Here is a 13,752-nt window from a genome sequence, read left to right on the forward strand (position 1 = left end):
GCGGCCGTCGAAACAGCCTGCGCGGCGCCGGTTGCCGCAGGGGTGCGGTGACGGCCGCATCCGCCATCGCTGATAGGCTCCCTCGCTGAAAAGACATCCTTTAACGGACCGTCCTGTGAGGCGGGGAAGGAGGTCGGCATGGTTGTGCCCGAAGACCGGGCCGCCAAGTCGAGCGCTGGCGAATACTCGCAGCGGCACGATCCCGAGCGGATCCAGGCCGGACGCGAGCTGCTCTCTGATTCGGACGTCGGCCGGACCATCGCCCGCATGGCGCATCAGATCATCGAAAAGACCGCCCTGGATTCGAACGACCCTGCGGATGCCCGCGTCGTCCTGATCGGAATCCCCACGCGCGGAACCACTATCGCCGCCAGGCTGGCCACCCGGATCGAAGAATTCTCCGGTGTGCGTCCCGCGGTCGGCTCGCTCGACATCACCCTCTACCGCGACGACCTGCGCTCGCGTCCGCATCGCCCCCTGGAACGCACCTCGGTCCCCGAGGGCGGCATCGAGGACGCGCTGGTGGTGCTCGTCGACGACGTGCTCTTCTCCGGTCGCACCGTGCGCTCCGCGCTGGACGGGCTGCGCGACCTGGGCCGCCCCCGCGCGGTGCAACTGGCGGTGCTCATCGATCGCGGTCATCGCGAACTCCCCATTCGCGCCGATTACGTCGGCAAGAACGTGCCCACCTCGCGCACCGAGGACATCTCGGTGCTGCTGCGCGAGCACGACGGCCGCGACGGTGTGTACCTGCGTCAGGAAGGTGGCAACGAATGAAGCATCTGCTGTCGGTCACCGACCTGGACCGCGCCGCCGCCACCGGTTTGCTGGACGAGGCCGAACGGTTCGAGCAGGCACTGCTCGGCCGCGAGGTCAAGAAGCTGCCGACACTGCGCGGGCGCACGGTCATGACCGTGTTCTTCGAGAACTCCACCCGCACCCGCGTCTCCTTCGAGGTGGCCGGTAAGTGGATGAGCGCCGACGTCATCAATGTCAGCGCGTCGAGTTCCTCTGTCTCCAAGGGTGAATCGCTGCGCGACACCGCCCTGACCCTGCACGCGGCGGGCGCGGACGCGCTCATCGTGCGGCATCCGGCCTCCGGTGCGGCGCATCAGATCGCGCGCTGGTTCGCGCAGATGAACGAGGCCGAGGGCGGTTACACCGGTCCCGGTCCGGCCATCATCAATGCCGGTGACGGCACGCACGAGCATCCGACCCAGGCCCTGCTCGATGCGCTGACCCTGCGTCAGCGCCTCGGCGATCTCGAGGGCAAGCGCGTCGTGTTGGTCGGCGACATTCTGCACAGCCGGGTCGCGCGCTCGAATGCGTTCCTGCTCAGCACCCTTGGCGCCGAGGTGGTCCTGGTCGCGCCGCGTACGCTGCTTCCGGTCGGCGTCGAGGCGTGGCCGGTGCGGGTCTCGCACTCCCTGGACGCGGAACTCCCGGGCGCGGACGCGGTCATGATGCTGCGCGTGCAGGCCGAGCGCATGAACGGCGGCTTCTTCCCGTCGGCGCGCGAGTATTCGATCAACTACGGCCTGAGTGAACGCCGCCTGGGCATGCTCGACGAGCATGCGGTGGTACTGCACCCCGGGCCGATGCTGCGCGGTATGGAGATCGCCTCCGCCGTCGCCGATTCCCCGAAAGCGGCTGTGCTGCAACAGGTCAACAACGGAGTCCATATGCGCATGGCGGTGCTCTTCCGCCTGCTGGTCGGAACCGACGAGGTGGTGGCATGAACAACGTCCTGATCAAGAACGCCCGTATCTACGGCGAAGGCGAACCCGTCGACGTGCTGATCGCCGATGGCGAGATCCGCGAGATCGGTGCGGGGCTGAAGGCCGATGACGCCGAAATCGTCGACGCCGCCGGACAAATCCTGCTGCCGGGCTTCATCGACCTGCACACGCACTTGCGTGAGCCCGGTCGCGAGGACACCGAGACCATTGAAACCGGTTCCGCCGCAGCGGCTCTCGGAGGCTTCACGGCCGTCTTCGCCATGGCCAACACCAGCCCGGTCGCCGACTCCGCGGTCATCACCGACCACGTGTGGCGGCGCGGCCAGGAGGTCGGCCTGGTCGACGTGCACCCGGTGGGTGCGGTCACCGTCGGCCTCGAGGGCAAGCAGCTCGCCGAAATGGGCACCATGGCAGCGGGTGTCGGCAATGTGCGCATGTTCTCCGACGACGGCCACTGCGTCTACGACCCGCTGATCATGCGCCGCGCCCTGGAGTACTCCAACTCCCTCGGCGTGCTCATCGCCCAGCATGCGGAGGAGCCGCGCCTCACCAAGGACGCTGTGGCGCACGAGGGCCCGACCGCTTCCCGCCTGGGCCTGGCCGGATGGCCCCGCGCCGCCGAGGAGTCCATCGTGGCCCGCGACGCGCTGCTGGCCCGCGATGCCGGTGCGCGCGTGCACATTTGCCACGCCTCCACCTCCGGCACCGTCGAGCTGCTGAAATGGGCCAAGAGCCAGGGCATTTCGATCACCGCCGAGGTCACCCCGCATCACCTGCTCCTGGACGACTCGCGCCTGGAGACCTACGACGCGGTGAACCGGGTGAATCCGCCGCTGCGCGAATCCTCTGATGTGGCCGCCCTGCGCCAGGCACTGGCCGAGGGCGTCATCGACTGTGTCGCCACCGATCACGCCCCGCACGCCGAACAGGACAAGTGCTGCGAGTTCGCCGCCGCCCGTCCCGGCATGCTGGGCCTGGAGACGGCGCTGTCGATCATCGTGGAAACCATGGTCCGCCCCGGTCTGCTGGACTGGCGCGGCGTCGCGCGGGTGATGAGCGAGAACCCCGCACGCATTGTGGGCCTGGACGATCAGGGCCGTCCGATCGCGGTCGGCGAACCGGCGAACCTGGTGCTGATCGACCCGGATACCGAATGGACGGTGGAGGCAAAGGAACTCGCCTCGATCGCCCAGAACACCCCGTTCCAGTCGATGACCCTGCCCGCGAAGGTGACCAATACTTTCCTGCGCGGCCGGGCCACCGTGCGGAACGGCGTGGTCAGCGCCGCACGCGGTGCCGATGAGGTCTTCGCCGGTGGCGACCGGCGGGTGGGGAACCGAGGAGGACCGTAAATGTCGGAGCGAGTACTGCAAGTGATCCTGCTGCTTGCGCTGTTCATGCTCTGCCTGTGGGGCATGTACCGAGCCTGGACCGGCCGGGCGCGCAAGCAGGCGGCATCGATCGGTGACCTGCCGGGGGTGCCCCCGGACTGCGGGGCGCAACTGCTGGAGCCCACCACGGGCCTCTACCTGGGCAGCACCCTCGCACCGAGCTGGATTCAGCGGATCACGGTGGGCGACCTGGGTTTCCGGGCCACCGCGGAGCTGACTCGGTTCGAACGCGGCATCCTCCTCGAAAGGGATGGCGCGGGGACCATCTGGATTCCCCAGGAATCCATTACCGCGGTGCGCACCGAGCGTGGGCATGCGGGCAAAGTAATGACGGAAGACGGTGTGCTGGTAATTCGCTGGACGCTGCCGACCGGAACCGAGGTGGATACCGGTTTCCGCGGTGACGACAAGACGATTTATCCGGCATGGACCGGCTCGATAATGACGGGAGACGAGGCATGAGCAGCGGCAATACCGCAGTGATGGTGCTCGAGGACGGCCGCGTATTCCGCGGATCGACCTTCGGCGCCACCGGACAGACTTTGGGTGAGGCGGTGTTCTGCACCGCGATGACGGGTTACCAGGAGACCCTCACCGACCCCAGCTACGACCGTCAGATCGTGGTGGCCACGGCCCCGCAGATCGGCAATACCGGCTGGAACGACGAGGACGACGAGTCCTCGAAGATCTGGGTCGCCGGATACGCCGTGCGCGACCCCTCGCGCCGCGCCTCCAACTGGCGCTCGAACCGCACCCTGCAGGCCGAGCTGGAGAACCAGAACATCGTCGGCATCGCGGGCATCGACACCCGCGCGCTGGTGCGGCACCTGCGCACCCGCGGTTCCATGAAGGCGGGCATCTTCTCCGGCGCGGAACTGGCCGACTACGAGGAGCTCCTGGCTCGCGTCACCGGTCAGCCCTCCATGCTGGGCGCGGACCTGGCCGGTGAGGTCTCGACCGACGAGATGTACACCATCGAGCCCGAAGGCGAGGCCCGATTCACGGTCGTCGCAGTCGATCTCGGCATCAAGTCCAATACCCCGCGCATGTTCGCCCAGCGCGGCATGCGGGTGCACGTGGTGCCGTCGAATGTCACGCTCGACCAGATCAAGGAACTCAACCCCAACGGTGTGTTCCTCTCCAATGGCCCGGGTGACCCGGCTACCGCGGACGCCCAGGTCGCGCTGACCCAGGGCATCCTGCAGGAGAACCTGCCGCTGTTCGGCATCTGCTTCGGCAACCAGATCCTGGGCCGGGCGCTGGGCCGCAATACCTACAAGATGAAGTTCGGCCACCGCGGCATCAATGTCCCGGTCATCGAGCATCACACCGGGCGCATCTCGATCACCGCGCAGAACCACGGCTTCGCCCTCGAGGGCGAGCGCGGCGAGGTCTTCGACACCCCGTTCGGCAAGGCCGAAGTTTCCCATATCTGCGCCAATGACGGTGTCGTCGAAGGTGTTCAGCTGGTGAGCGGCCGCGCCTTCTCCGTGCAGTACCACCCCGAGGCCGCGGCCGGACCCCACGACGCCGCCTACCTGTTCGATCGCTTCGCCACGCTGATGGAAGGTGCCTGATGCCACGCCGTACCGACCTCAACCACATCCTGGTGATCGGCTCGGGCCCGATCGTCATCGGCCAGGCCTGCGAGTTCGACTACTCCGGCACCCAGGCGTGCCGGGTGCTCCGGTCCGAGGGCCTGCGGGTCTCGCTGGTGAACTCGAACCCGGCCACCATCATGACCGACCCGGAGTTCGCCGACTCGACCTATGTCGAGCCGATCACCTGGGAGTTCGTCGAGAAGGTCATCGCCAAGGAACGCCCCGACGCGATTCTCGCGACCCTGGGCGGCCAGACCGCACTCAATTGCGCTGTCGCCCTGCATGAACACGGCATTCTGGAGAAGTACAACGTCGAGCTGATCGGCGCGGACTTCGAGGCCATTCAGCGCGGTGAGGATCGCCAGAAGTTCAAGGACATCGTCGCCAAGGTCGGCGGCGAATCCGCTCGCTCCAAGGTCTGTTACACCATGGCCGAGGTGCGCGAAACCGTTGCGGAGCTTGGCTTCCCGGTCGTCGTGCGCCCGTCCTTCACCATGGGCGGCCTGGGCTCCGGCATGGCCTACAACCACGAGGATCTCGATCGCATCGCCGGTGGCGGCCTGGCCGCCTCGCCGACCGCGAACGTGCTCATCGAGGAATCCATCCTGGGCTGGAAGGAATTCGAGCTCGAGCTCATGCGCGACGGCAAGGACAATGTCGTCATCGTCTGCTCGATCGAGAATGTGGACCCGATGGGCGTGCACACCGGTGACTCGGTCACCGTCGCCCCGGCCATGACCCTCACCGACCGCGAATACCAGAAGATGCGCGATCTCGGCATCGACGTCCTGCGCGAGGTCGGCGTCGACACCGGCGGCTGCAATATCCAGTTCGCGGTGGACCCGGCCGACGGCCGCCTCATCGTCATCGAGATGAACCCGCGCGTCTCGCGGTCCTCCGCATTGGCTTCCAAGGCAACGGGTTTCCCGATTGCCAAGATCGCCGCCAAGCTGGCCATCGGCTACACGCTCGACGAGATCGTCAATGACATCACCGGCGAGACCCCGGCCTGCTTCGAGCCGACCCTGGACTATGTGGTCGTCAAGGCCCCGCGGTTCGCGTTCGAGAAGTTCCCGGGTGCCGACCCGACACTGACTACCACCATGAAGTCGGTCGGCGAGGCAATGTCCATGGGCCGCAACTTCTCCGAGGCGCTCGGCAAGGTGCTGCGTTCGCTGGAGACGAAGGCCGCCAGCTTCTGGACCCTGCCCGATGGTGAGTGGACCGATGTCGAGGCCATCCTCGAGGATCTGCGCACTCCCGTCGAAGGCCGCATTTACCAGGTGGAGCGCGCGCTGCGCCTGGGCGCGAGCGTGGAAGACGTCGCCAAGGCCTCGGGCATCGACCCGTGGTTCGTGGCCGAGGTCGCCGCCCTGGTCGAGCTGCGTCAGGAGATCCTCGACGCCCCCGTGCTCGACGAGCCCATGCTGCGCACCGCCAAGCATTACGGCCTCTCCGATCGCCAGATCGCCGCGCTGCGACCGGAACTCGCGGGCGAGGACGGCGTGCGGACCCTGCGCCACCGTCTCGGCGTCCGCCCGGTGTTCAAGACCGTCGACACCTGTGCCGCCGAGTTCGAGGCCAAGACCCCGTACCACTACTCGGCCTACGAGCTGGATCCCGCCGCGGAGTCCGAGGTCGCGCCGCAGCGTGAGCGCGAGAAGGTCATCATTCTGGGTTCGGGTCCGAACCGCATCGGCCAGGGCATCGAGTTCGACTACTCGTGCGTCCACGCCGCGATGACCCTGTCGCAGGCCGGGTACGAGACCATCATGGTCAACTGCAACCCGGAGACCGTCTCCACCGACTACGACACCGCCGATCGCCTCTACTTCGAGCCGCTGACCTTCGAGGACGTCCTCGAGGTCTACCACGCGGAAACCGAATCCGGCACCGTCGCGGGCGTCATCTGCCAGCTCGGCGGCCAGACCCCGCTGGGCCTCGCGCAGAAGCTGACCGATGCGGGTGTCCCCGTGGTCGGCACCTCCGCCGCCGCCATCGACCTGGCCGAGGACCGCGCCGAATTCGGCGATGTCCTTGTGGCAGCGGGCCTTCCGGCTCCCAAGTACGGCACCGCCACCACTTTCCCGCAGGCGAAGAAGATCGCCAACGAGATCGGTTACCCGGTCCTGGTGCGTCCGTCCTACGTGCTCGGCGGTCGCGGCATGGAGATCGTCTACGACGAGGCCACCCTCGAGGGCTACATCTCCCGCGCCACCGATATCTCCCCGAACCGCCCGGTGCTCATCGACCGGTTCCTGGAGGACGCCATCGAAATCGACGTCGACGCCCTGTGCGACGGCGACGAGGTCTACCTGGGCGGCGTCATGGAGCACATCGAGGAAGCCGGCATCCACTCCGGTGACTCGGCGTGCGCCCTGCCCCCGATCACCCTGGGCCGCAGCGATATCGAGGCCGTGCGCCGCTCCACCGTCGCGCTCGCCAAGGGCATCGGCGTCAAGGGCCTGCTGAACGTGCAGTACGCGCTCAAGGACGATGTGCTCTACGTCCTCGAGGCCAACCCGCGCGCCAGCCGCACCGTGCCGTTCGTCTCCAAGGCCACCGCGGTCCCGCTCGCCAAGGCGGCGGCCCGCATCGCCATGGGCGCGACCATCGCCGAACTCCGCAAGGAGGGCCTGCTCCCGGCCGAGGGCGACGGCGGCCACGTGCCGGTCGACGCTCCGGTCGCGGTCAAGGAAGCGGTCCTGCCGTTCACCCGCTTCAAGCGCCCCGACGGCAGCGGCATCGACTCCCTGCTCTCCCCGGAAATGAAGTCCACCGGTGAGGTCATGGGCATCGACGCCGACTTCGGCACCGCCTTCGCCAAGAGCCAAGCGGGCGCCTACGGTTCGCTCCCGACCGAGGGTTCGGCCTTCGTCTCGATCGCCAACCGCGACAAGCGCGCCATGGTCTTCCCGGTGAAGCGCCTGCACGACTTGGGCTTCCGCATCCTCGCCACCGAGGGCACCGCGGAAATGCTGCGCCGCAATGGCATTCCCTGCGAGGAGGTGCGCAAGCACTCCGACGGCGCGGCCGCCGACCAGCCGAGCATCGTGGACATGATCAAGGACGGCGACGTCGACATCGTGTTCAACACCCCGTACGGCAATAACGGCCCCCGCGTGGACGGCTACGAGATCCGCACCGCCGCAGTCGGTGCCAACATCCCGTGCATCACCACCGTCCAGGGTGCCGCGGCCGCCGTACAGGGCATCGAGGCCACCATCAATGGCGGCATCGGCGTGCGGTCCCTGCAGGAACTCCACGCCACCCTGCGAGGCTGACCCGATGACGACATTCGGTGTGCGGCTGCGCAATGCGATGCGCGAGCACGGCCCCCTGTGCGTGGGCATCGACCCGCATCCGCCACTGCTGCGGGCCTGGGGCCTGACCGAGGACATCGCCGGACTGAAGGTCTTCGCCGACGCTTGCGTCGACGCCTTCGCCGGGCGAGTGGCCCTGGTCAAACCCCAGGTGGCGTTCTTCGAAACCTACGGTTCCGGCGGAATCATGGTCCTGGAGGAGACGATCGGTGCCTTGCGCGAGGCGGGCACCCTCGTGCTCGCCGATGCCAAGCGCGGCGATATCGGCTCCACCATGGACGCCTACGCGCACGCCTGGCTCGGTGACGGCCCCCTCGGATCCGATGCGGTGACAGTGTCGCCGTACCTCGGGTTCGGTTCGCTGGCACCGGCTCTGGACCTGGCAAAGGCCAACAACCGCGGCGTCTTCGTGCTCTCCGCCACCTCCAACCCGGAAGGGGCCGAACTGCAACGCATCACCGGCCCCGACGGCCGCACCATCGCCCAGCGCATGGTCGACGATGCGGCCGCCGCCAATGCTGGAGCCGAATTCGGTTCCGTCGGCGTGGTGGTGGGCGCGACCCTGACCGAGGCCCCGGATCTCAGCGCCCTGAACGGCCCGATCCTCATGCCGGGCGTGGGTGCTCAGGGCGGCGGCGCGGACTCCCTCCGCAAGCTGCTCCCCGAAAGCGCCCTCGCCGCCGCAGTCCCGGCCGTCTCCCGCGAGGTCTTGAAGTCGGGCCCCTCGGTGTCGGCGCTGCAGGCCAGTGTCGCCCAGCTGACCGAGGAATTCGCCTTCCTCCAGCGCTGATTCAGCGGCTGAGCGACGAGTAGCCCCGGCGGAATTCTCCGCCGGGGCTACTCGTATCGCCGAGGTCGGGACTCCGAGGCCGCACCGTCATGGCCGGTGCGGGTGCCAGAATCGTCACCCAGAGAAGCTGATTCGCCCATACAGTGGGTGGCATGTCTGCATCGTTGCCGCCCAATGATTCTCGCCCCGCGCTCGTTCTCGGGGGAGGTGGTCCGGTCGGCCTGTCGTGGATGACGGGCGTGGCGATCACGCTGCGGGAGTTGGGGATCGACCTGGCGCTGGCCGGGCGGATCGTAGGCACGTCGGCCGGTGCGGTCGTGGGCGCGGTGCTCGCGGGGGACGGGGATCTGGAGCGCATTGTGAATCCGCCCGCGGGCGTGGCCAAGCCGATTCAGGTGGACTACGCGAAGTTCGGCGAGGTCATGAAGATCCTGGCGAGCCAGGCACGCGGGGTTCCCGCCATCGAGGCGCTACGGCAGATCGGGGTATACGTGACGGAGAACCCGGTGGTGGATCAACCGGACGAACATGTCACCCGCATCGGCAATCTGATCGGATCGACCGAATGGCCGGAACGGGAACTGGTGATCACCTCGGTCGATGTCAACACGGGGGAGTTGCGCGCGTGGACTCGCGATGACCAGGTGTCGTTCCACGCCGCCGTGGCCTCCAGCACCTCGGTGCCGGGCATCTTCCCGCCCATTCCGATCGATGGCGGCTGGTATTTCGACGGCGGTATGCGCTCGCCCATCAATGCCGACTTGGCCGCCGGTGCGGACCTGATCGTCATTATCGAGCCCCTGGCCCACATGTTCCCGCATACCTGGCGTGACGCCGAACTGGGCGGTGCCGCAACCATTTCCGTCATCCCGGACGCGGAGGCCATCGCCGCCTTCGGTCTCGACGTCTTCAGCCCCGACTCCCTCATCCCCGCCTACGAGGCCGGTGTTCGCCAGGCCGCCGAGGCTGCCCCGCGCCTGAAGGACGTGTGGCCGACCCGCTGACAATGCGTTGAACCGGCCGCTCGGGGCCCCTGCTGTGAGATCCCGCTCGCGGCCGGACCCGTGTGCCACCTCTCACTAGAATTCGCTGCGACTATTCGTGGTGAAAGGTGGATCTTCAATGTCCGGTGACGGTCTCGGTGTCCTCTCGTATGGCCAAACCCGTGTGCTGGTGGACGATTTCGCGGCGAGTTATCGCTTCTATCGCGATGTGCTGGGCCTGCCGCTGAAGCAGGAGGCCCCCGGCGATGTGCCGGAGGCCGAGGACGGTCCGTACGCCTGTTTCGCGATCGGCGGCAGCGATCTGGCGCTGTTCACCCGCGCGTACATGGACGCGGCCGTCGGCGCCGAGCACCGCCCGCGGGACGGCGTGGACGGGGTCGTGGTCGTCCTGCGCGTGGCCGATGTCGATGCCGCCGCCCGGACGCTGGAGGAACGCGGCGTGCCGCTCACGGCCGCGCCGGTCGATCAGCAGGCCTGGGGCATGCGCGTCGCGCACCTGCGCGCCCCCGAGGGCACCCTGATCGAGATCTGCCAGTACGACTGATCGGCCCGTGCGTCGGCGGCGACGCTCCCACGATCCGAATTGCTCACGGGAACAGCATAATTCGTGCCTCTGTCGGTCTCGTCACCGCCCGGGGCGACCTTGCGGAACCGTGATTGTTCCCACGTGGGTCGTTCGCCGCCCTCAGTGTCGCTCTGCCGCCCCGGATCGGTCCCGGCATCCAGGAGTGAGCTTCCGCCCGTGTTCGTCGGGTAGGGCCTTCGTGAGGTGCTTGTTCGCCGTGCGCGAACGCGGATCGGGCATTTCGCCGAACCTCACGCCGGAGCCCCCTGTGATGCGCGACACGCGGTGCGGAAAACGCGCGACACGCCGAGGAATTCAAGAAAGTTCCAGGTCGCGCGATCACAGTGTGGTCACGGTCCGAACCGGTGTGCGGGTACATGGTCCGGTGACCTGCTCGAGCGTCGAAAAAGCCCTGGTTGCAAGGGGATTCGCGACCGCGCCGAGGGCGTCGCCGGGACCGGTCCGCGGTGGCCCGCGGCAATGCCCATCCGCCCCGGTCGTGCTCGGAATCACGCGCTGACCTGGGGGGTGGGTTCGCAATCGCCAAGCGGCGTGGGTACGGTCGCTGAGACCGCTGGGTTACCGGCGGGAGATCATGCAATGAACGATGAGACGGAGGAACCGTGGCCCTTCCCCAGCTGACTGACGAGCAGCGTGCCGCTGCTTTGGAGAAGGCGGCGGCTGCCCGGCGCATTCGGGCCGAGCTCAAGGAGCGCCTGAAGCGTGGCGGCACCGATCTGAAGACGGTCCTGAGCGATGCCGAGAAGGACGAAGTTCTGGGCAAGATGAAGGTTTCGGCTCTTCTCGAGGCCCTGCCGAAGGTTGGCAAGGTCAAGGCTGCCGAGATCATGAGCGAGCTGGAAATCGCTCCCACCCGCCGCCTGCGCGGACTGGGCGACCGGCAGCGTAAGGCGCTGCTGGCCCGGTTCGACTTCAGCGCGGAATAATCCGAGGGTGGTCGAACACACTCGGAAGGGTCGGCTGGTAGTCCTGGTCGGCCCCTCGGCCGTCGGCAAGTCCACTGTGGTGCGTTGTGTGCGTGAGCGGTTACCCGAATTGGTTTTCAGTGTTTCGGCCACCACCCGGGCTCCCCGGCCCGGGGAGGTCGACGGGCGCGACTACCGGTTCGTGTCCCGGCCCGAGTTCGACGCCATGATCGAGGCGGACGAACTGCTCGAATGGGCCGACATTCACGGTGGTTTGCAGCGGTCGGGTACACCGGCCGCACCTGTGCGGGAAGCGCTCGCCGCCGGTCACTCGGTGTTGATCGAGGTCGACCTCGAGGGCGCGCGCTCCATCCGCACGGCGATGCCGGAGGCCAAACTGGTCTTCCTGGCACCGCCCAGCTGGGAAGAGTTGGTTTCCCGGCTCACCTCACGAGGCACCGAATCGCCCGAGGTGATCGAGCGCCGGCTGCTGACCGCCAAGACCGAATTGGCGGCCTGTGACGAGTTCGACATCGTCATAGTGAACGACGAGGTGACCAGCGCCTGCGAGCGGTTGGTATCGTTGTTCGTTAGCACAAAATCGCGATAAGCCCCCAGCTCGTCGTGAGCCCGGCTCAGCGTCTTGGATTCGACGCAGGGAAGTGAGCCGGGTAGGTAAATCCCCTTTTCCGAACAACCCCGCAGGAGCCTCCCTAGTGAGTGACCTCAAGACCGTTCCCACTTACGACACTCCGATCGGCCTCACCAACCCGCCGATCGATGAGCTGCTCGAGCGCACCTCGTCCAAGTACGCGCTGGTGATCTACGCGGCCAAGCGGGCCCGTCAGATCAACGACTACTACAACCAGCTGGGCGACGGCATTCTCGAATACGTCGGTCCGCTGGTCGAGCCGGGTCTGCAGGAGAAGCCGCTGTCGGTGGCCATGCGTGAGATCCACGCCGATCTGCTGGAACACACCGAAGGCGAATAAGCCTCACGGGTAAAGCCAGGCATTTCTACTACGGCGCTGGAGGCGTAGTGACGACGACACAATCAACCCGGGGCATGCGGTGACCCGGGTCATCGTCGGTGTCGGCGGCGGTATCGCCGCCTACAAGAGTTGCGCCCTCGTGCGCCGGTTCACCGAGACCGGGCACGAGGTGCGCGTCATTCCCACCGAGGCTGCTCTGCAGTTCGTCGGCAAGGCCACCTTCGAGGCGCTGTCCGGCAATCCCGTGCACACCGGTGTTTTCGCCGATGTGCCCGAGGTGCCGCATGTGCGACTGGGGCAGGAGGCCGATCTGGTGGTCATCGCCCCCGCGACGGCGGATCTCATGGCTCGTGCCGCTGCCGGCCGCGCCGATGATCTGCTCACCGCCACACTTCTGACCGCTCGATGTCCGGTGCTGTTCGCGCCCGCGATGCACACCGAGATGTGGGAGCACCCCGCGACCATCGCGAACGTGGCGGCGCTGCGTGCGTTCGGCGCGACCGTCATGGAGCCCGCCTCGGGTCGCCTGACGGGTGCCGACACCGGTTCGGGCCGGTTGCCGGAGCCGTCGGAGATCTTCGGTCTCGCGACTTTGCTGCTGGAACGCCCCGATGCGCTGCCGCGCGATCTCGAGGGTCGCCGGGTCATCGTCTCCGCGGGCGGTACTCGCGAACCGCTGGATCCGGTGCGGTTCCTGGGCAATCGCAGTTCCGGTAAGCAGGGCTATGCCATTGCGCGACTCGCCGCGCAGCGCGGTGCGCAGGTGACGCTCATCGCGGGCAATACCATCGGCCTGGAGCCTCCGGCCGCTGTCGAGGTCGTGCATGTGACCACCGCCGAGCAGTTGAAGGTCGCGGTGGACAAGCACGCGCTCGGCTCGGACGCGGTGATCATGGCTGCCGCCGTGGCGGATTTCCGTCCGGTGAGCGTGGCGGCTGCGAAGATCAAAAAGGGTGCGGGCGAACCGGATTCGATCGAACTGGCCAAGACCCCGGATATTCTCGCCGGGCTGGTGCAGTCGCGTCGCGACGGACAGCTGCCGGGTACCGCGATCGTCGGCTTCGCCGCCGAGACCGGTGACGAGCACGCCGATGTGCTCACCCACGCGCGAGCCAAGCTGGCGCGCAAGGGCTGTGACCTATTGGTGGTCAACGCCGTTGGTGAAGGCAAGGCTTTCGAGGTAGACCACAATGATGGCTGGCTGCTCGGCGCCGATGGCACCGAGATCGCCCTGGACCATGGGTCCAAGGCATTGCTGGCAAGCCGGGTGCTCGACGCACTCGGTCCCTTGCTCCGCTGAGGCCTCAGCACCGCAGGGCAGACAGACCGTTCGGACGGCAACTGTCTGAGTCACAATGTGTTCAACATGGTGGCGGGCTCGCCCCCGTGACGAACATATTGGAATAACCTGAGACAAAGGG

The 13,752-nt window shown here is 67.3% G+C and carries 14 protein-coding genes; 13 read left to right on the top strand and 1 reads right to left on the bottom strand.

Features of this window, described 5'->3' with window-relative positions; genetic code table 11:
• The first annotated feature begins 138 nt into the window (after window positions 1–138).
• From pyrR to pyrF, 7 genes are read left to right on the top strand one after another with little or no spacing between them, the layout of a single operon-like run.
• A complete protein-coding gene (gene pyrR, locus AB0N05_RS10520; protein WP_364690500.1) occupies window positions 139–777 on the top strand; it encodes a bifunctional pyr operon transcriptional regulator/uracil phosphoribosyltransferase PyrR in 639 nt (212 codons plus the stop codon).
• Window positions 774–1,739 carry an aspartate carbamoyltransferase catalytic subunit gene (locus AB0N05_RS10525; RefSeq protein ID WP_364690503.1) on the top strand — a complete coding sequence of 322 codons (966 nt, stop codon included), beginning with the start codon at window positions 774–776 and terminating at the stop codon, window positions 1,737–1,739. The genes pyrR and AB0N05_RS10525 overlap by 4 nt, the downstream gene beginning before the upstream one ends.
• On the top strand, window positions 1,736–3,091 hold the full coding sequence (locus AB0N05_RS10530; protein ID WP_364690506.1) for a dihydroorotase: 1,356 nt from the start codon (window positions 1,736–1,738) through the stop codon (window positions 3,089–3,091). Before AB0N05_RS10525 ends, AB0N05_RS10530 begins: the two co-directional genes overlap by 4 nt.
• Window positions 3,092–3,592: a transporter gene (locus tag AB0N05_RS10535; protein WP_364690509.1), complete on the top strand. Its 501-nt coding sequence runs from the start codon at window positions 3,092–3,094 to the stop codon at window positions 3,590–3,592.
• Entirely contained in the window at window positions 3,589–4,707 is a 1,119-nt protein-coding gene (gene carA, locus AB0N05_RS10540) for a glutamine-hydrolyzing carbamoyl-phosphate synthase small subunit (RefSeq protein WP_364690512.1), read from the top strand. Before AB0N05_RS10535 ends, carA begins: the two co-directional genes overlap by 4 nt.
• Window positions 4,707–8,015: a carbamoyl-phosphate synthase large subunit gene (gene carB, locus AB0N05_RS10545; RefSeq protein ID WP_364690515.1), complete on the top strand. Its 3,309-nt coding sequence runs from the start codon at window positions 4,707–4,709 to the stop codon at window positions 8,013–8,015. Before carA ends, carB begins: the two co-directional genes overlap by 1 nt.
• Before the next feature lie 4 nt (window positions 8,016–8,019).
• Window positions 8,020–8,844, top strand: a complete 825-nt coding sequence (gene pyrF, locus AB0N05_RS10550; protein WP_364690518.1) for an orotidine-5'-phosphate decarboxylase — start codon at window positions 8,020–8,022, stop codon at window positions 8,842–8,844.
• Window position 8,845: 1 nt separating this feature from the next.
• Here pyrF and AB0N05_RS10555 read toward each other — a convergent pair whose 3' ends face one another.
• On the bottom strand, window positions 8,846–8,998 hold the full coding sequence (locus AB0N05_RS10555; protein WP_364690521.1) for a hypothetical protein: 153 nt from the start codon (window positions 8,996–8,998) through the stop codon (window positions 8,846–8,848).
• On the opposite strand from AB0N05_RS10555, the gene AB0N05_RS10560 reads away from it, so the two are divergent.
• From AB0N05_RS10560 to coaBC, 6 genes are all read left to right on the top strand, one after another.
• On the top strand, window positions 8,997–9,848 hold the full coding sequence (locus AB0N05_RS10560; protein WP_364690524.1) for a patatin-like phospholipase family protein: 852 nt from the start codon (window positions 8,997–8,999) through the stop codon (window positions 9,846–9,848). The genes AB0N05_RS10555 and AB0N05_RS10560 overlap by 2 nt on opposite strands.
• Window positions 9,849–9,966: 118 nt before the next feature.
• Entirely contained in the window at window positions 9,967–10,392 is a 426-nt protein-coding gene (locus AB0N05_RS10565) for a VOC family protein (protein ID WP_364690527.1), read from the top strand.
• A 644-nt stretch (window positions 10,393–11,036) separates the two neighbouring features.
• The gene (gene mihF, locus AB0N05_RS10570) at window positions 11,037–11,360 is read left to right on the top strand and encodes an integration host factor, actinobacterial type (protein WP_364690531.1); all 324 of its coding nucleotides are present in this window, start codon (window positions 11,037–11,039) and stop codon (window positions 11,358–11,360) included.
• Window positions 11,361–11,367: 7 nt separating this feature from the next.
• Window positions 11,368–11,949: a guanylate kinase gene (gene gmk, locus AB0N05_RS10575; protein ID WP_364690534.1), complete on the top strand. Its 582-nt coding sequence runs from the start codon at window positions 11,368–11,370 to the stop codon at window positions 11,947–11,949.
• 106 nt (window positions 11,950–12,055) lie between these two features.
• The gene (gene rpoZ / locus AB0N05_RS10580) at window positions 12,056–12,331 is read left to right on the top strand and encodes a DNA-directed RNA polymerase subunit omega (protein WP_364690537.1); all 276 of its coding nucleotides are present in this window, start codon (window positions 12,056–12,058) and stop codon (window positions 12,329–12,331) included.
• Window positions 12,332–12,410: 79 nt separating this feature from the next.
• On the top strand, window positions 12,411–13,631 hold the full coding sequence (gene coaBC, locus AB0N05_RS10585) for a bifunctional phosphopantothenoylcysteine decarboxylase/phosphopantothenate--cysteine ligase CoaBC (protein WP_364690540.1): 1,221 nt from the start codon (window positions 12,411–12,413) through the stop codon (window positions 13,629–13,631).
• The last annotated feature ends 121 nt before the right edge of the window (window positions 13,632–13,752 follow it).

It is taken from the genome of Nocardia sp. NPDC051030 (genome assembly GCF_040683015.1).
Taxonomy (GTDB): Bacteria; Actinomycetota; Actinomycetes; order Mycobacteriales; family Mycobacteriaceae; genus Nocardia.

What these genes read in the sequence shown, in the direction of transcription:
- pyrR (WP_364690500.1), top strand. Translation starts at nt 139, where the DNA reads ATGGTTGTGCCCGAAGACCGGGCCGCCAAGTCGAGCGCTGGCGAATAC.
- AB0N05_RS10525 (WP_364690503.1), top strand. Translation starts at nt 774, where the DNA reads ATGAAGCATCTGCTGTCGGTCACCGACCTGGACCGCGCCGCCGCCACC.
- AB0N05_RS10530 (WP_364690506.1), top strand. Translation starts at nt 1,736, where the DNA reads ATGAACAACGTCCTGATCAAGAACGCCCGTATCTACGGCGAAGGCGAA.
- AB0N05_RS10535 (WP_364690509.1), top strand. Translation starts at nt 3,092, where the DNA reads ATGTCGGAGCGAGTACTGCAAGTGATCCTGCTGCTTGCGCTGTTCATG.
- carA (WP_364690512.1), top strand. Translation starts at nt 3,589, where the DNA reads ATGAGCAGCGGCAATACCGCAGTGATGGTGCTCGAGGACGGCCGCGTA.
- carB (WP_364690515.1), top strand. Translation starts at nt 4,707, where the DNA reads ATGCCACGCCGTACCGACCTCAACCACATCCTGGTGATCGGCTCGGGC.
- pyrF (WP_364690518.1), top strand. Translation starts at nt 8,020, where the DNA reads ATGACGACATTCGGTGTGCGGCTGCGCAATGCGATGCGCGAGCACGGC.
- AB0N05_RS10560 (WP_364690524.1), top strand. Translation starts at nt 8,997, where the DNA reads ATGTCTGCATCGTTGCCGCCCAATGATTCTCGCCCCGCGCTCGTTCTC.
- AB0N05_RS10555 (WP_364690521.1), bottom strand. Translation starts at nt 8,998, where the DNA reads ATGCCACCCACTGTATGGGCGAATCAGCTTCTCTGGGTGACGATTCTG.
- AB0N05_RS10565 (WP_364690527.1), top strand. Translation starts at nt 9,967, where the DNA reads ATGTCCGGTGACGGTCTCGGTGTCCTCTCGTATGGCCAAACCCGTGTG.